This window comes from Streptomyces sp. NBC_00086 (assembly GCF_026343255.1).
Taxonomy (GTDB): Bacteria; Actinomycetota; Actinomycetes; order Streptomycetales; family Streptomycetaceae; genus Streptomyces.
The window spans coordinates 3,373,367-3,387,339 of the sequence record NZ_JAPELZ010000001.1 but is presented as its reverse complement, the minus strand read 5'-3'; the positions used below and the strand labels follow the sequence as shown (position 1 = coordinate 3,387,339).

Sequence of the window (13,973 nt, the reverse complement as noted above, 5' to 3'; positions counted from 1 at the left end):
GTGTCGTGGATCAGGCGGAGGTGAGCTGGGCGGCGAGCCGCATCCGCTCCTCCAACTGCGTCTTGGCCAGGGCCAGTACCTCGGCGTTCTGCTCGATCAGCCGTTTCTGGTAGGCGACTTCGACCGTGAACCATATGCCCACCAGGTTGGTGCGCTGCTTGCAGGCCACGTCCTGCTGCGCGGCGGTGACCGCCTGCGGAGATCCCAGGGTGGCGTCGTTGAATCCCAGTTCGGGGCTGACCGGATTGTCGGTCGAGAAACCTTTTTCCGCCATGCAGGCAGACCATTCCTTGATCGCCTTTTCCACCCGGCTGTCCTGCCGGGAGCGCCCGTAGGCGTCGAATCCGAAGTTCTGCGGGACCATGATGTCCACGGAGTTCTTCACCGGGGAGTAGAGCTTGAGGAAGGATTCCCGCAGGCAGCCGCCCGACGGAACCTTCTTTCCGTCGACGGTCAGCGAGCCCAGCCCGGATTTCTCGGATTCCTCCTGGCTCATGGGGATGGGTTTCGCGGGATCCACCTGCTCCTCACCGTGCAGGAAGAGCTTCTCGTTCGGCCCGAGCTGCTTCGCCACCGGCTTGGGCGGACGGTTCTCCAGCACCGGGTTGTTGTAGCCGTAGCGGGTGGCTACCGAGGCGTCGGAGAGCCCGTAGCGCCTGCTCTCGTCGCGCGGCTGCGCCGCGGACCCGGCGCGCGGGGACTCGTACCGGAACCCGTAGCGCTGCATGCACTGGTCGACCAGCTTGTCCTGGGCCTTCGTCAGCTGGGAGTTCTGCTCCCCGGTCGGTACGTACGCGTCGAGCGGGAAGCGCAGGTCCGCGCTGGCCAGCAGGGTCGGCGCGGCGCCGGTCGGGGGCTCCTCGGCGGACGGACCGCCGTCCGGGTCCGAGCCGCCGCACCCCGCGAGGGCCAGGGGCAACAAGGCGACGCCGAGAGGTCGCAGCAAGCGGCGGGAGAAGGGCATGTGGGCTCCGGAGGGAGATGAGAAGATGTGGGCGCGCCGCTCCGCCCGATGGTTGCGGGCGGAGCGGCGCTTGTGCTGCGCATGAGTGACGTGGTGTCAGCGGACCCAGTACGCCGAGGAGATGCGGTTCTTGAAGGTGGCGCTGGCGTTGCCCGCGTAGCCCGCGGGGAGGGTCCCGTGGGAGCCGCCGCGGTTCCAGTCGGTGTAGACGTCCCAGGTGAACGAGTCCAGGTTGCGGTAGGACTCCGTCCAGTCGTTGGTGGTGTGACCCGCGCAGGACTGCGAGCCCTTGAAGTAGTCGTCCGCGAAGTTGACGTCGTCGAGGACGAGGTCGAACACGGAGTTGCCCTGGTTCTGGAAGCAGAAGAGGCCGAACTCGCCGGACGTGATCCAGCCGTCCTTCTCGGCGGCGGAGGCCGAGCCGAGCGAGAGGCCTACGGCGGACAGGGCGAGCGCTGCTGTGACGGCGGCGCGCATGACGATGCGAGAGCGCATGGCTGTGCCTTTCCGTGGGGAGCGTGGACGTTGACAGCGTCGGTACCGGGCGAGTGCCTGCAGACACCGGATCCGGCAGGTGATGGGCCCATCGGACCGGGCTGAGTCAACGGGGTCCGGGCCGGGGCGACAACTAGCCTTCGGGCCAGTTACGTCTGGGGTGGGTGACTCCTACGGTGTAGGCGGAGGCGCCCTGTTGCCGTACGGCGCCCGCTCCGGAGCCGGCTCGCGGCGGGAGCGTACGAAGGGGTCGATTCCTGTGTCATCTCCACGCGTCCGGTCCGCTTCCGCGCCGGTGCTGTTGTCCCTGGCGTCCCTGATGTCGGTGGTGCTCCTGGTGTCCGGCTGCTCGGGGGGAGAGCCGGACGCCGGGGGCGCCGCCCCGTCCGGAGCCACCGGTACGGGTACGCCGACGGCCACCTCGCCGGCTCCGACCGGCAAGGACGCCGCCGATCCCAAGCTGGCGGCGTTCTTCGCCTGCCTGAAGGACCAGGGGCTGCCGATGAAGGACACCCCCTCGGGGATACAGGTCGTGGACCCGGCCAAGGCCGACCCCGCCAAGGTGCGGGCGGCCGAGACGGCCTGCGCGGCCAAGCGGGTGCAGCCCCAGGCGGACGCGGCGACGCTCGCGAAGGCGAAGGAGTTCACCGCGTGCATGCGCGCGAACGGGGCCCGGGACTTCCCCGACCCCGACCCGGTCACGGGTGACTCCGGGGTCGACGCCGGGCTCAAGACGGACCCGAAGGCGGCTGCCGCCCTCCTCAAGTGCGCGGAGAAGGCCCCGGCGGGTTCGTCCTCGGGCGTGGTGGGTGGATGAGCGCGAAGCACCGTAAGTGGGTCTTCGCGGTGGCCGGCGGGGCGGTCCTGCTCGCGGGCGCCGGAGTCGGCGCCTCGGCGGTGATCAAGTCCCCCGCGCAGGTGGCGGCCGACGCGGGGCCGCCCCCGATGGACGTCCTGGTGGCCCGGGTCGAGAAGCGGGTGCTGCGCGACACCGTCGTCCTGCGCGGCACCGCGACCGCCACCCAGACCGTGCAGGTCACGCCGACCGCGCGGGCCGAGGGCGCGGCGGCGCCGGTGGTCACCAAGGTGGCGGCCACCGCCGGGAGCGCGGTGGACGCGGGGCGGGTGCTGCTGGAGGTGTCGGGGCGGCCGGTGTTCGTCCTGCCGGGCAAGCTGCCCGTGTACCGGGACCTCAAGCCGGGGGCCACCGGGGAGGACGTCAGACAGCTCCAGCAGGCGCTGGCCGGGCGGGGACACCCGACGGGCGCCGACAAGGCCGGGACCTTCGGGGCCGGCACCAAAACGGCACTCGCCGCCTTCTACCGTTCGATCGGCTACGACGCGCTGCCCGCGCTCGCCGACGGCGGAGAGGCGGTGGAGGCCGCGGAGGAGGCGGTGACCGCGGCCCGGCGGGCGCTGGAGGACGTACGGGCCGGGGCGGGAGCCGGGGACGGCGGGGCAGGCGGTGCCGGCGGTGCCGGCGGGGCGAAGGGCGGCGCCGCCGGCTCGACGGCGAACTCCCCTGCCGTGGAAGCCGCTTCGAACCCGGGTTCCTCGCGCGCCGTGCGCCGGGCCGAGGAGGACCTGGCCAAGGCGCGGCGCAAGCTCACCGAGGCGCAGGAGGTCGCGGGTCCGATGCTCCCGGCCGGCGAGGTCGTGTTCCTGGAGGGATTCCCCGCGCGGATCACCACGGTCAACACCAGGGTCGGCTCCGTGGCCACCGGTCCCGCGCTGACGCTGTCCGCCGGGGCGCTGGTGGTCCGGGGCCAACTGCAGGAACACCAGAAGGGCTTGGTCCGGGCGGGCCAGCGCGTGGAGATCAGGTCCGAGGTCAGCGGGGTGACGGCCACGGCCAAGGTCGCCTCGGTGGCCGACACGGCCGCGGCCCCGGCCGCGCAGCCGCAGGGCGGGACCGGGGACGGCCAGCAGCAGGCCCCGCCGGGAGCCCCGGGCTACGCCATGGTCGTGGAGCCCGACAGCCCGCTGGACCCCGCGCTCGCGGGACAGGACGTACGGCTGACCGTGGAGGCGGCCGCGACCTCCGGTGACGCGCTGGTCGTCCCGGTGAGCGCGGTCTCGGCGGGCGCCGACGGGCGCACCAGCGTGTCCGTCGTCGACTCCGCGGGCAAGCGGCGGCAGGTGGAGGTCCAGGCGGGCACGACGGGCGACGGCTACGTGGAGGTGAAGCCGACCGGGGCCGGGGCGCTCTCCGAAGGGGACAACGTCGTCACCGGGGTCAACCCGGGCCTGAGCGGGGGCGGCGGAGGGAAGACGCCGTGACCCCGGCGGGGGAGGAGCCGGCAGGGGCGGCTGTCGGCCCGGGGCCGCAGGACCGTACCGGCGGACCCGGCGAGGCGGTCATCGAGTTCCGGGGCGTCGGGCTCGCCTACCCGGGCCCGCCGCCCGTCGCCGCGCTCACCGGCTGCGATCTGGTGGTGCGCCGCGGCGAGTTCGTCACCGTCGTCGGGCCCTCCGGATCGGGCAAGTCCACCTTCCTCAACATCGCCGGGCTGCTCGACGCCCCCACGACCGGCACGTACCTGCTGGACGGGGTGGACACCGGGGCGCTCGCCGACAGCGGCCGGGCGGCGCTGCGGGGCCGCCGCATCGGATTCGTCTTCCAGTCCTTCCACCTCCTCTCCCACCGCTCCGCCCTGGAGAACGTGGCCCTCGCGATGCTCTACAACGGCTTCCCCCGCCGGGAACGCGCACCGCGCGCCCGCGAAGCCCTCCTGCGGGTCGGCCTCGGGCACCGCGTCGACGCCCTGCCCACCCGGCTCTCCGGCGGCGAACGGCAGCGGGTCGCCATCGCCCGGGCCCTGGTGACCCGCCCCTCGCTGCTGCTGTGCGACGAACCGACGGGCAATCTCGACTCGGAGAACGCGGGAACGGTGCTGGAGCTCCTCGACGAACTGCACGCGGACGGCATGACCGTCCTGGTGATCACCCACGATCCGGAGGTGGCGGCCAGGGGAGCGCGTACGGTCCGCATCCGCGACGGCGTGCTCGCCGAGGACCGGCCATCGGTCGCGGGAGCGGCGCTGTGAGGCTCCTGCCGCGCAGGCCTCCGCGCCCCCTGCCCCCGCCCGAGCGGCCCACCCGCCTCGCACCGCGCGACATCCTCGGCGAGGCCTTCGCCGGGCTGGTGCAGCGGCCGGCCCGCTCGGCGCTGACCGCGCTGGGCACCGTACTCGGCGTCGGATCCTTCGTCGCCATCCTCGGCCTGACGGCCACGACCTCCTCCCAGATCGACGCCCGCTTCAGCGTGCTCGGCGCCACCGAGGTCACCGTCGAGGACGTGGCCCGCAGCCAGGACCAGTTCACCGGCCCCGGCTTCCCCGCCGACGCGGACGACCGCACCGAGCGGCTGGGCGGGGTCCGGGACGCGGGCGTCTACTACACCGTCCGGCTGCCCGCCGACGGGACCGTCCGCGCGGCCCCGGTCGGCGGCGCCGCGCGCGGTGAGAGGACCGACGTCATCGCCGCCTCACCGGGCGCCCTGCGGGCCGCCGTTCCCCGGATCGACCGGGGGCGGCTCTACGACGCCTACCACTCCGGCACCCGCCAGCGGGTCGCCGTCCTGGGCGCCGCCGTCGCCGCCCGGCTCGGCATCACCACGCTGGACACCGCGCCCGCCGTGTTCATCGGGGACGAGCCCTTCACCGTGGTGGGGATCATCGGCGACGTGGAGCGCAAGGCGGACCTGCTCCTGTCCGTCATGGTCCCGCGCACCACCGCCGAGGAGATCTGGGGACCCCCGCAGGGCGACGGCGCCCGCATGCTCATCGCCACCGAGCTCGGCGCGGCCCAGCAGGTGGCCCGGCTGGTCCCTACGGCGCTGCGCCCCGACCACCCCGAATACCTGAAGGCCGTGGCCCCGCCCGATCCGCGCTCGCTGCGCACCAACGTCTCCTCGGACCTGGGCCGGCTCTTCCTCGTCCTGGCCGGCATCTGCCTGATCATCGGCGCCGTGGGCATCGCGAACACGACACTGGTCGCCGTCCTGGAGCGCACCGGGGAGATCGGCCTGCGCCGGGCCCTGGGAGCGCGGGGCCGGCACATCAGCGGCCAGTTCCTCGCCGAATCGGGCGCGCTCGGCGCACTCGGCGGGCTGGTCGGGACCTCGCTGGGCTGCATGACGGTGGTGCTGGTGGCGGTGTTCCGCGACTGGACCCCGGTGATCCACCCGGCCACGGCCCTGGCCGCCCCCGCGATCGGGCTCCTGACCGGCCTCCTGGCGGGCCTCTACCCGGCGTGGCGGGCCTCCCGCATCGAACCGGCGGAGGCCCTGCGGCGGTGAGCGGGGCCGCCGCCCGGTCCCGGTGGCCCGCCGCTGCGGCCGTGCCGCCGCGGCGGCCTCCGTGGCGTCCGGCCGCGGCGGCCCCCGTGGCGTCCCGTCGTGCCGGCCTCCGTGGCGTCCCGCCGCGCCGTGCCGCGGGCACCGTACGGGCGGCCGGGTGCGGTGCCCGGGGGGCCTGCGAGAATGGCGGGGCGGTCCGCAGGACCCTGCCGAACCGTTCGCCGAACCATTCGCACCGCACCCGAGGGGCCCACGCCAGTGACATCCGCTTCCCTGGACAAGCAGCCGCACGAAGTCGCCTCCATGTTCGACGGCGTGGCGGCGAACTACGACCTCACCAACGACGTCCTCTCGCTCGGGCAGGCCCGCCTGTGGCGCAAGGAGGTCGCCAAGGCGGTCGGCGCGCGCCCCGGGCAGCTGGTCCTCGACCTGGCCGCCGGCACGGCCACGTCCTCGCTGCCCTTCGCCGCGACCGGCGCGTACGTCGTGCCCTGCGACTTCTCCCTCGGCATGCTCCGCGAGGGCAAGAAGCGCAACCCCTGGCTCCCGCTGACGGCCGGCGACGCGACGAAGCTCCCCTTCAAGGACGACTCCTTCGACACCGTCACCATCTCCTTCGGCCTGCGCAACGTCCAGGACACCGACGCCGCGCTGCGCGAGCTGTACCGGGTCACCAAGCCCGGCGGCAAGGTCGTGATCTGCGAGTTCTCGCAGCCCACCTGGGCCCCCTTCCGGACCGTGTACACCGAGTACCTGATGCGCGCGATGCCGCCCGTCGCCCGCGCCGTCTCCTCCAACCCCGACGCGTACGTCTACCTCGCCGACTCCATCCGCGCCTGGCCCGACCAGCCGGCACTGGCCGCACTGCTGCAGAAGGCCGGCTGGTCCGAGGTGGCCTGGCGCAACCTGAGCGGCGGCATCGTGGCCCTGCACCGCGGCACGAAGCACGTGTAGTACGGGGCTGCGGAGATGGACTACCAGGCACTGCTGGAACAGGTCGCCACCGACATCGCCCCGCTGATCGGCAGCGGCGCCACCGCCGAGTACATCCCGGCGCTGGCGTCCGTGGACCCGCGGCAGTTCGGCATGGCCATCGCCGACCTCGACGGCAACGTGTTCGGGGTGGGGGACTGGCACACGCCGTTCTCCACGCAGTCCATCACCAAGGTCTTCGCGCTGGCCCTCGCGCTCGCCGAGGGCGGCGACAGCCTGTGGGAGCGGGTGGGCCGGGAACCCTCCGGCAACCCCTTCAACTCCCTCGTGCAGCTGGAGTACGAGAGCGGCATCCCGCGCAACCCCTTCATCAACGCGGGCGCGCTCGTCGTCACCGACCGGCTCCAGACGCTGACCGGCGACGCGAGCAGCGAACTCCTGCGCTTCCTCCGGGAGGAGAGCCAGAACCCCGACGTCGGCTTCGACGCGGAGGTCGCCGCCTCCGAGCAGGAACACGGGGACCGCAACGCGGCCCTGGCCCACTTCATGGCCGCCTACGGGAACATCGACAACCCGGTGCCGACGCTGCTGGAGCACTACTTCTGGCAGTGCTCCATCGAGATGAGCTGCGCCGACCTGGCCCGCGCCGGCCGCTTCCTGGCCCGGCACGGACTGCGCGCGGACGGCTCGCGTCTCCTCACGCGCAGCGAGGCGAAGCAGGTCAACGCGGTGATGCTGACGTGTGGGACGTACGACGCGGCGGGGGAGTTCGCCTACCGGGTGGGCCTGCCCGGCAAGAGCGGCGTGGGCGGGGGGATCGTCGCGGTCGTGCCCGGCGCGTGCACGCTGGCCGCGTGGAGCCCCGGTCTCGACGCCCAGGGCAACTCGGTGGCCGCGGTGGCAGCGCTGGACCGCTTCACGACCCTGACGGGCCTTTCCGTCTTCTGACGCGCCACTCGCGCGGTGCGGCCCCGCGCAGCCGGGGTCAGGAAGGGGTCAGGGTCAGGGCGTAGCGGCGGGCGCGGCGTTGGCCGCCGGGCAGCGGGAAGCGGTCCGCCAGGGTCATGCCGAGGCGCTCCGCCACCGCGATCGAGCGGACATTCGCATCGTCGATCATCGCCACGACATCCGGCACCCCGGCCCCCCGCACCCGCTCGACCGTCGCGAGCGCAGCCGCGTAGGCGTACCCCTTCCCCCACGCGGAGCGACCGAGCCGCCATCCGATCTCGATCTCCCCCACCGGGCCCCACGCCTTCGAAGCGGGCCACGGCTGGGCCCCGGTGAAGCCGAGGACCTCCCCGTCCCCGTCCAGCAGCGTCCACAGACAGAAGCCGAGCCGCGCGTCGTGCATCCGCTGCCGCGCGGTGATTTCCTCGTAGAAGGAGAGCTCGGCCGGACCGCCGAGGAACTCCATGACGTCGGGGTCGCGGAAGACCCGGTACCAGGCGTGCGCGTCCTCGTCCGTGGGCACACGGAGCTGGACGACGGGGAGCGGCCGGGTCGGCGAGGTGGTCACAGGGGCAGCCCTTCGGATCGCGTTCTCTCTCGCTGCATAGACTGCACGTGTTCTTGTGCCGTTGGGCACCCTTATCGAGTTATCGAGCCTTCGGGAGACCCGTCGTGACCGAGCCCCTCTCCGAGCACTCCGCGGACGTGATCGTCGTCGGGGCCGGGCCCGCCGGCTCGACGACTGCCTATTACCTGGCCAAGGCCGGACTCGACGTCCTGCTCCTGGAGAAGACGGCGTTCCCGCGCGAGAAGGTCTGCGGTGACGGCCTGACGCCGCGCGCCACCAAGCAGCTCGTGTCGATGGGCATCGACATCTCCGAAGAGGCCGGCTGGCTGCGCAACAAGGGCCTGCGGATCATCGGCGGCGGCCAGCGGCTCCAGCTGGACTGGCCGGAGCTGGCCTCGTTCCCGGACTACGGACTCGTCCGCAAGCGCGACGACTTCGACGAGACCCTGGCCCGCCAGGCACAGAAGGCCGGCGCCCGGCTGTACGAGCGCTGCAATGTGGGCGAGCCCGTACGCGATCCCCGCACCGGCCACATCACCGGAGTGACGGCGAAGCTCGGCGAGGAGAAGACCCAGGTCACCTTCAGCGCCCCGCTGGTGGTCGCGGCCGACGGCAACTCCTCCCGGCTGTCGCTGGCGATGGGCCTGCACCGCCGCGAGGACCGCCCGATGGGCGTGGCCGTGCGTACGTACTTCACCTCGCCCCGCCACGACGACGACTACCTGGAGTCCTGGCTGGAGCTCTGGGACCGGCGCGGGGCCGAGGACCGGCTGCTGCCCGGCTACGGCTGGATCTTCGGCATGGGCGACGGCACCTCCAACGTCGGCCTCGGCATCCTCAACTCCTCCTCCGCCTTCAAGGAGCTGGACTGGCGCGAGGTCCTCAAGGCCTGGTGCGCCTCGATGCCGGAGGACTGGGGCTACACCCCGGAGAACATGACGCAGCCCATCCGCGGTGCGGCCCTGCCGATGGCCTTCAACCGCCAGCCGCACTACACCAAGGGGCTGCTGCTCGTCGGTGACGCGGGCGGGCTCGTCAACCCGTTCAACGGCGAGGGCATCGCCTATGCGATGGAGTCGGGCCAGATCGCCGCCGACGTCATCGTCCAGGCCCACTCCCGCGCCACCCCGGCCCTGCGCGAACTGACCCTGCACAGCTACCCGAAGGTCCTCAAGGAGACCTACGGCGGCTACTACACGCTGGGCCGTGCCTTCGTGAAGCTCATCGGCAACCCGAAGATCATGAAGATCGCCGCCCAGCGGGGCCTGAGCCACCCGGTGCTGATGAAGTTCACGCTGAAGATGCTGGCCAACCTGACCGACCCGACGGGCGGCGACGCGATGGACCGCGTCATCAACGGCCTTTCGAAGGTCGCCCCCAAGGCCTGACCCCGAGCGCGGGCTCCGCCGGGTCGTGGACCCGGCGGATGCAGTGGATCAGCAGGAGCAGGCCGCAGAGCATCAGGGTGCCCGATGCCGTCCAGTCCAGCGTGAGCGTCAGGGGAGAGCCGGGCTTCTGCCAGGGGCGGGTGGTGGTCAGCAGCCAGCCGCCGAGGGACAGGAGTCCGAGCCCGGCGGCGGCCGGGGCGGCGGTGGGGTCTGGACCGGGTGCTTCGTCGGACGGGCCGGGCGTCACGGATCACCACTTCCTGGGGCGACTCGGGCGTGCTCGCCCCGGCCATCTTGGCAGGGCCCGGGCCGTTCGGCACGGGATGTCCGTCAGGAGGGACGGACCGGCAAGTTGGTTTCCAGGCAAGAAGTTTGGCTGACCAGCAGGTGAGAAGGCCTTGTCCCCGGTACCGGCCGGGCTGTTCAATTCCCGAGCGTGAACAGGTCTTCCGCGATGCGCTCCCGTCCGCTCCGTCGTCCCGCCCTCCGTCCCGCCCTCCCGGCCGCCGTCCTGCTGGCGCTCGTGCTGGCCGGCTGCTCGGATCCGGACGGAGCCGACGCGCACGGCGAGCCGGAAATCGGCGAGGTCGCCGTCGCCCCGGCCGCGGCTTCGCTCTCGCTGCCCCTGGACGCGTACACGGACACCGAGGCCGAGACGGTCCGCATGGGGCAGGTGCAGCAGCGGCTGCTCTCCCGGTGCATGGCGCGGTACGGGTTCCCGTACGAGGAGGTCAGGCCGTCCGATCCGGCCGGCGCCCAGGGGCCGCAGGGCCGGCACGGTGCGCTCTTCGGTGCGGCCGATCCGGTGTTCGCGGCGGCCCACGGCTACGACATGACCGCGGGCAAGGGGCGGCCGGTCAAGCCCCCGGCGACCCCCCTGAGCGAGAGCGCCACCCTGGTCATGCACGGCGAACGGCCGGGCGGGGAACAGGGCGCCGCGCAGCCCCCGGACGCCGCGAGCGAGGAGGAGGCCGCGCGGGTGGACAGCGGCATCGACGTCGGCGGGCAGAAGGTGCCGCCCGGCGGATGCATCCGGGAGGCGTACCGCAAGCTGTACGCGCCGACGAAGAACAGCGTGGACCTGCTGTTCCCGTTCGGGCTGGCCTCGGAGGCGCACGAACGCTCCAAGGGCGATTCGCGGGTGGCCGGGGTGCTGAAGAACTGGTCGGCGTGCATGGAGAAGTCGGGGTACACCGGCCTGAAGGATCCCTACGAGGTCGTCCAGAAGCTGGGCCTGGAGGCGGATCCGGGCGGCCCCAAAGCCGTCACCGCGGCCAAGGCCGACGTCGCCTGCAAGCGCGAGGTGAACCTCGTAGGCGTCTGGGCGGCGGTGGAAACCGCGTACCAGAAGCGGCTGGTGGAGGAGCAGGCCGAGACCCTCGCGCTGTACAAGAAGCAGCGCGAGGCCCGCTACAAGCTCGCGGCCGGGCTCCTCTGAGCCGTACGCGCGCGCCTCAGGAGGGCCGGGCGCCTCAGGAGGGCCGCGCGCCTCAGGAGGGCCGGGGCATGCAGGCCCGGTACGCGTCGCGGTGGTTCCGCTTGAGCTCCTGCCACTGCTCGGAGGTGCCGCCGTCCTTCTGCTGCACCTCGCCGGTGACCGGATCCGGGTCCGGATACCAGGAGACGCCCTTCGCCCGCATGCACGCGGAGGCCTCGCGCGCGGCGGCGAGTTCCTGCGGGCCCGCCTGGACGGGGGAGGGGGGCGGGAGCAGCGGCAGGCAGGCCTCCTGTGCCGGGGGGAACTGCGGGCTCTCCTTCTCCACGAAGTGCGGGGCCCCGTCGTCCCCGTAGGAGAGGGTCATTCCGTGTTGCTGCATGCACGTGTAGAACGGCATGTCCGCCGCCGTGATCGAGGGTGTGGCGGTGGGCGCGGCCGCAACTCCCGGCTTTCCCGCTCCGGAGTTCTTCCCCGGGAGTTCCCCGCCTCCGCATCCGGTCAGTACGAGGCACAAAAGGAGTGACGAGGATATTTCGCGTACACGCACGAGGCGTTTCCCTTGCGATCGGCGGAGTGGAAGGGCGCGTTGGTGCGGAAGAGATGCGGAAGTGGTACGGAAGAGGGGCCGAAGGCCGCGGGAGATCGTAATCGGATGCCCGGAATGCGGACAAGTCCGTTACCCGCCATGCCGGTTGTGGCCTGAACAGCCGAGAAGCCCCTTGCCCTGCGGTGCCCCGGAAGGTTTAATCCCGGCCGGAATCAATTCCCCTGAAGATGGAGAAATCTCCCATGAGCAAGGTCCTCAACAAACTCGCCACCGGTTGCGCCGCAGCGGTATCCGTCGGCGCCGTTCTCCTTGTGGCAGCCGGGCCGGCCGCCGCCAACACGGAGCGGAACGGCTATCTGGAAACCAGCGAGTTCGGCCTTTACTACAACTCCTACCAAGGGGGTTGTGTCTTCGACCTGATGTCCTCGGACTGGAACTTCTTCAACGACCTCTTCGTCGGGCCCGAGAACTGCGTCGGCCGGAACCGGGTGACGAACGACGACACCGCGTCCTACCGGAACCGGGACACCTACACGTGGAAGGTGGCCACCGAGGTGAACCTCACCGGTCTGATCGGTTCGCTCCCCCCGGGCTACACGGGCAACGCCAGCGTGAACTTCAAGAACAAGATCACCTCGGCCACGTTCCTCGACTGACGGAGCGGTGCGGGGCCGCCTCCGCGGCCTCCCCGCGCCGCCGGACGGCACTGGGGCAGCCCTCGGCGGCTTCCGGGAGCCGCGAGGAGCCGCAAAGCCGTCAGGAGCCTCCGAGAGCTCCGGGAGCCTTCCGGGAGCCTCCAGGACGGCCGAAAGGCCGGTACTCCACCCCCGAGCGGGGGAGTACCGGCCTTTCGTGCGTCACCGGGAGCGGCCCGGGACTGCGGGGAGATGTCAGAGGACGCGAACGGCGCCCGTCGGCTTGTCGTAGCTCAGGGAGCGCTCGACGATGCCGGTGCCGGAGTTCTGCGCGCCGACGAACTTGCCGCCGCCGACGTAGATGGCGACGTGGTACGCGCTGCCCTTGGAGCCCCAGTACAGGATGTCGCCCGCCTGGAGGTTGCTCAGGGAGACCGACGTGCCGGCGGTGGACTGCGCCTGCGACATGCGCGGCAGGCTGATGTTGGCCTGGCGGTACGCGGCCTGGACGAGGCCCGAGCAGTCGAACGAGGACGGGCCGGTGCCGCCCATGACGTACGCCTTGCCGACCTGCGCGCGGGCGAAGTTGACGATGGCGGCGGCGGAGCCGGTCGCGGGGGCCGTGACGGTGCCCTTGCCCTGCGAGGAGGACCCCGAGGAGGAGGACCCCGACGAGGAGGATCCGGAGTTGCTCTGGAGCGAGGTGCGGGCCGTGCTGCGGCTGGCGCGCTCGGACTCGGCCTTGCGGTCCGCGTCCTCCTTCGCCTTCTTCTCGGCGTCGGCCTTCTCCTGGGCGTCGGCCTTGAGCTGCTTGGCCTCGGCGGCGGCGCCCGTGCGGGCCGTCTCTTCCAGGGCGTTGAGCTCGCCGTCGACGGCGGCGGCGCGGGTGTTCTCCGCGGCCTTGGCCAGGTGCGAGGACACCTCGGCGCTCAGGTCCAGGTCGAGGACCGGCATTTCGAGGGTGGTCTCGTGCACGGGCTCGGCGGAGGGGGTGGCGCTCGCCGTGCCGGCCATGGCCAGGGTGCTGAGGACGCCACCGGCAACTCCGGCGCGGACCGCGAGCTTCGAGGCGCTGCGGCGGGGCTTCCGGTGGCTGGGTATGTGAGCGGTGAGGGACATGGGTACAACCGCTATCAGGGCGCCCCGGCTCCCTTCAAGAAACGTGGTCTGCGCCACAGTTGTGCGCGAAGCGGGCTAACCGGGCGCGTCGGACCTCTTATTGACGCCGTAACGGGCGAATCGGACAGCCGTCCGCGAGGCTGTGATCATGGGGTTTCCGAAATAAGTCCGAATTGATCCCGGGCCTACCATCCACCTGCACTGATGGCCAAGTCCTCTTTCGGTACCGAGAATTCCGAGTGGCGCAGGTCACAGAAGCGTCACGCGATGCGGACACTGTGGCCCTCCTGTGACCGAACCGTGAAGCCGCCGTCGGGTCGGCGTGGGGGCGGGACCGGGTCGAGGCCGGGTCGAGGCCGGGTCGGGACCCGGTCGCGATCCACCGGAAGGGGGCGTGCGACCCACCCCGGGGTCGCCTCTGCGGGTCACCTCTCCGGGTCACTTCTCCGGGTCGCCCCCGGATCGCCTCCGCTCGACCCCTGACTCCCCTCTGCCCCGACTTAGTGAACGCATGCACGCGTCCACTCCCGTCCGCGCGAGGTCCCCCGACCGGGGGACGCCGATCCCTTTATCATCACGCGCACCACCGTGCCAATTTGCATGCAGGGGCCACGGTTTGATAGTGCGGCAGGCCTTCC

Annotated in this window: 15 protein-coding genes; 9 read left to right on the top strand and 6 right to left on the bottom strand. The window is 72.1% G+C overall.

The genetic code is table 11. The features are described 5' to 3' along the window. Positions 1-10: 10 nt before the first annotated feature. Together OG276_RS15000 and OG276_RS14995 are read right to left on the bottom strand one after the other, a co-directional pair. The gene (locus tag OG276_RS15000) at positions 11-964 is read right to left on the bottom strand and encodes a hypothetical protein (RefSeq protein WP_266905675.1); all 954 of its coding nucleotides are present in this window, start codon (positions 962-964) and stop codon (positions 11-13) included. Positions 965-1,060: 96 nt separating this feature from the next. After that, positions 1,061-1,459: a hypothetical protein gene (locus OG276_RS14995; RefSeq protein WP_266905673.1), complete on the bottom strand. Its 399-nt coding sequence runs from the start codon at positions 1,457-1,459 to the stop codon at positions 1,061-1,063. Positions 1,460-1,718: 259 nt separating this feature from the next. Between OG276_RS14995 and OG276_RS14990 the strand changes: the two genes are divergently transcribed. The 6 genes from OG276_RS14990 (at position 1,719) to OG276_RS14965 (ending at position 7,640) form a co-directional block, all read left to right on the top strand. Next, positions 1,719-2,276, top strand: a complete 558-nt coding sequence (locus OG276_RS14990) for a hypothetical protein (RefSeq protein ID WP_266905671.1) — start codon at positions 1,719-1,721, stop codon at positions 2,274-2,276. Continuing rightward, the gene (locus OG276_RS14985) at positions 2,273-3,739 is read left to right on the top strand and encodes a peptidoglycan-binding protein (RefSeq protein WP_266905669.1); all 1,467 of its coding nucleotides are present in this window, start codon (positions 2,273-2,275) and stop codon (positions 3,737-3,739) included. The genes OG276_RS14990 and OG276_RS14985 overlap by 4 nt, the downstream gene beginning before the upstream one ends. A gap of 80 nt (positions 3,740-3,819) precedes the next feature. Beyond that, positions 3,820-4,506 carry an ABC transporter ATP-binding protein gene (locus OG276_RS14980; protein WP_266912822.1) on the top strand — a complete coding sequence of 229 codons (687 nt, stop codon included), beginning with the start codon at positions 3,820-3,822 and terminating at the stop codon, positions 4,504-4,506. Positions 4,507-4,511: 5 nt separating this feature from the next. Continuing rightward, complete coding sequence (locus tag OG276_RS14975) at positions 4,512-5,759, top strand: ABC transporter permease (RefSeq protein WP_266912820.1); 1,248 nt, start codon at positions 4,512-4,514, stop codon at positions 5,757-5,759. Positions 5,760-6,017: 258 nt separating this feature from the next. Then, positions 6,018-6,713 carry a demethylmenaquinone methyltransferase gene (locus OG276_RS14970; protein WP_266905667.1) on the top strand — a complete coding sequence of 232 codons (696 nt, stop codon included), beginning with the start codon at positions 6,018-6,020 and terminating at the stop codon, positions 6,711-6,713. Positions 6,714-6,728: 15 nt separating this feature from the next. Next, positions 6,729-7,640, top strand: coding sequence for a glutaminase (locus OG276_RS14965; RefSeq protein ID WP_266905665.1), 912 nt, complete (start codon positions 6,729-6,731; stop codon positions 7,638-7,640). Positions 7,641-7,677: 37 nt separating this feature from the next. Here the strand turns inward: OG276_RS14965 and OG276_RS14960 are convergent, their stop codons facing one another. Further along, positions 7,678-8,208, bottom strand: a complete 531-nt coding sequence (locus OG276_RS14960) for a GNAT family N-acetyltransferase (protein WP_266905663.1) — start codon at positions 8,206-8,208, stop codon at positions 7,678-7,680. Positions 8,209-8,312: 104 nt separating this feature from the next. Here OG276_RS14960 and OG276_RS14955 point away from each other — a divergent pair, with 104 nt between their 5' ends. Continuing rightward, positions 8,313-9,596, top strand: coding sequence for a geranylgeranyl reductase family protein (locus tag OG276_RS14955; protein WP_266905661.1), 1,284 nt, complete (start codon positions 8,313-8,315; stop codon positions 9,594-9,596). On the opposite strand, the gene OG276_RS14950 is transcribed toward OG276_RS14955, so the two are convergent. Then, on the bottom strand, positions 9,562-9,843 hold the full coding sequence (locus tag OG276_RS14950) for a hypothetical protein (RefSeq protein WP_266905659.1): 282 nt from the start codon (positions 9,841-9,843) through the stop codon (positions 9,562-9,564). The two genes, OG276_RS14955 and OG276_RS14950, sit on opposite strands and share 35 nt — an antisense overlap. A 189-nt stretch (positions 9,844-10,032) precedes the next feature. Between OG276_RS14950 and OG276_RS14945 the strand changes: the two genes are divergently transcribed. Continuing rightward, positions 10,033-11,034: a hypothetical protein gene (locus OG276_RS14945; RefSeq protein WP_266905657.1), complete on the top strand. Its 1,002-nt coding sequence runs from the start codon at positions 10,033-10,035 to the stop codon at positions 11,032-11,034. A gap of 52 nt (positions 11,035-11,086) precedes the next feature. Here the strand turns inward: OG276_RS14945 and OG276_RS14940 are convergent, their stop codons facing one another. Continuing rightward, positions 11,087-11,413, bottom strand: a complete 327-nt coding sequence (locus OG276_RS14940; protein ID WP_266905655.1) for a hypothetical protein — start codon at positions 11,411-11,413, stop codon at positions 11,087-11,089. A gap of 410 nt (positions 11,414-11,823) precedes the next feature. Between OG276_RS14940 and OG276_RS14935 the strand changes: the two genes are divergently transcribed. Next, positions 11,824-12,237: a hypothetical protein gene (locus OG276_RS14935; RefSeq protein WP_266905653.1), complete on the top strand. Its 414-nt coding sequence runs from the start codon at positions 11,824-11,826 to the stop codon at positions 12,235-12,237. 234 nt (positions 12,238-12,471) lie between these two features. On the opposite strand, the gene OG276_RS14930 is transcribed toward OG276_RS14935, so the two are convergent. After that, the gene (locus tag OG276_RS14930; RefSeq protein ID WP_266905651.1) at positions 12,472-13,335 is read right to left on the bottom strand and encodes a C40 family peptidase; all 864 of its coding nucleotides are present in this window, start codon (positions 13,333-13,335) and stop codon (positions 12,472-12,474) included. Positions 13,336-13,973: the final 638 nt, after the last annotated feature.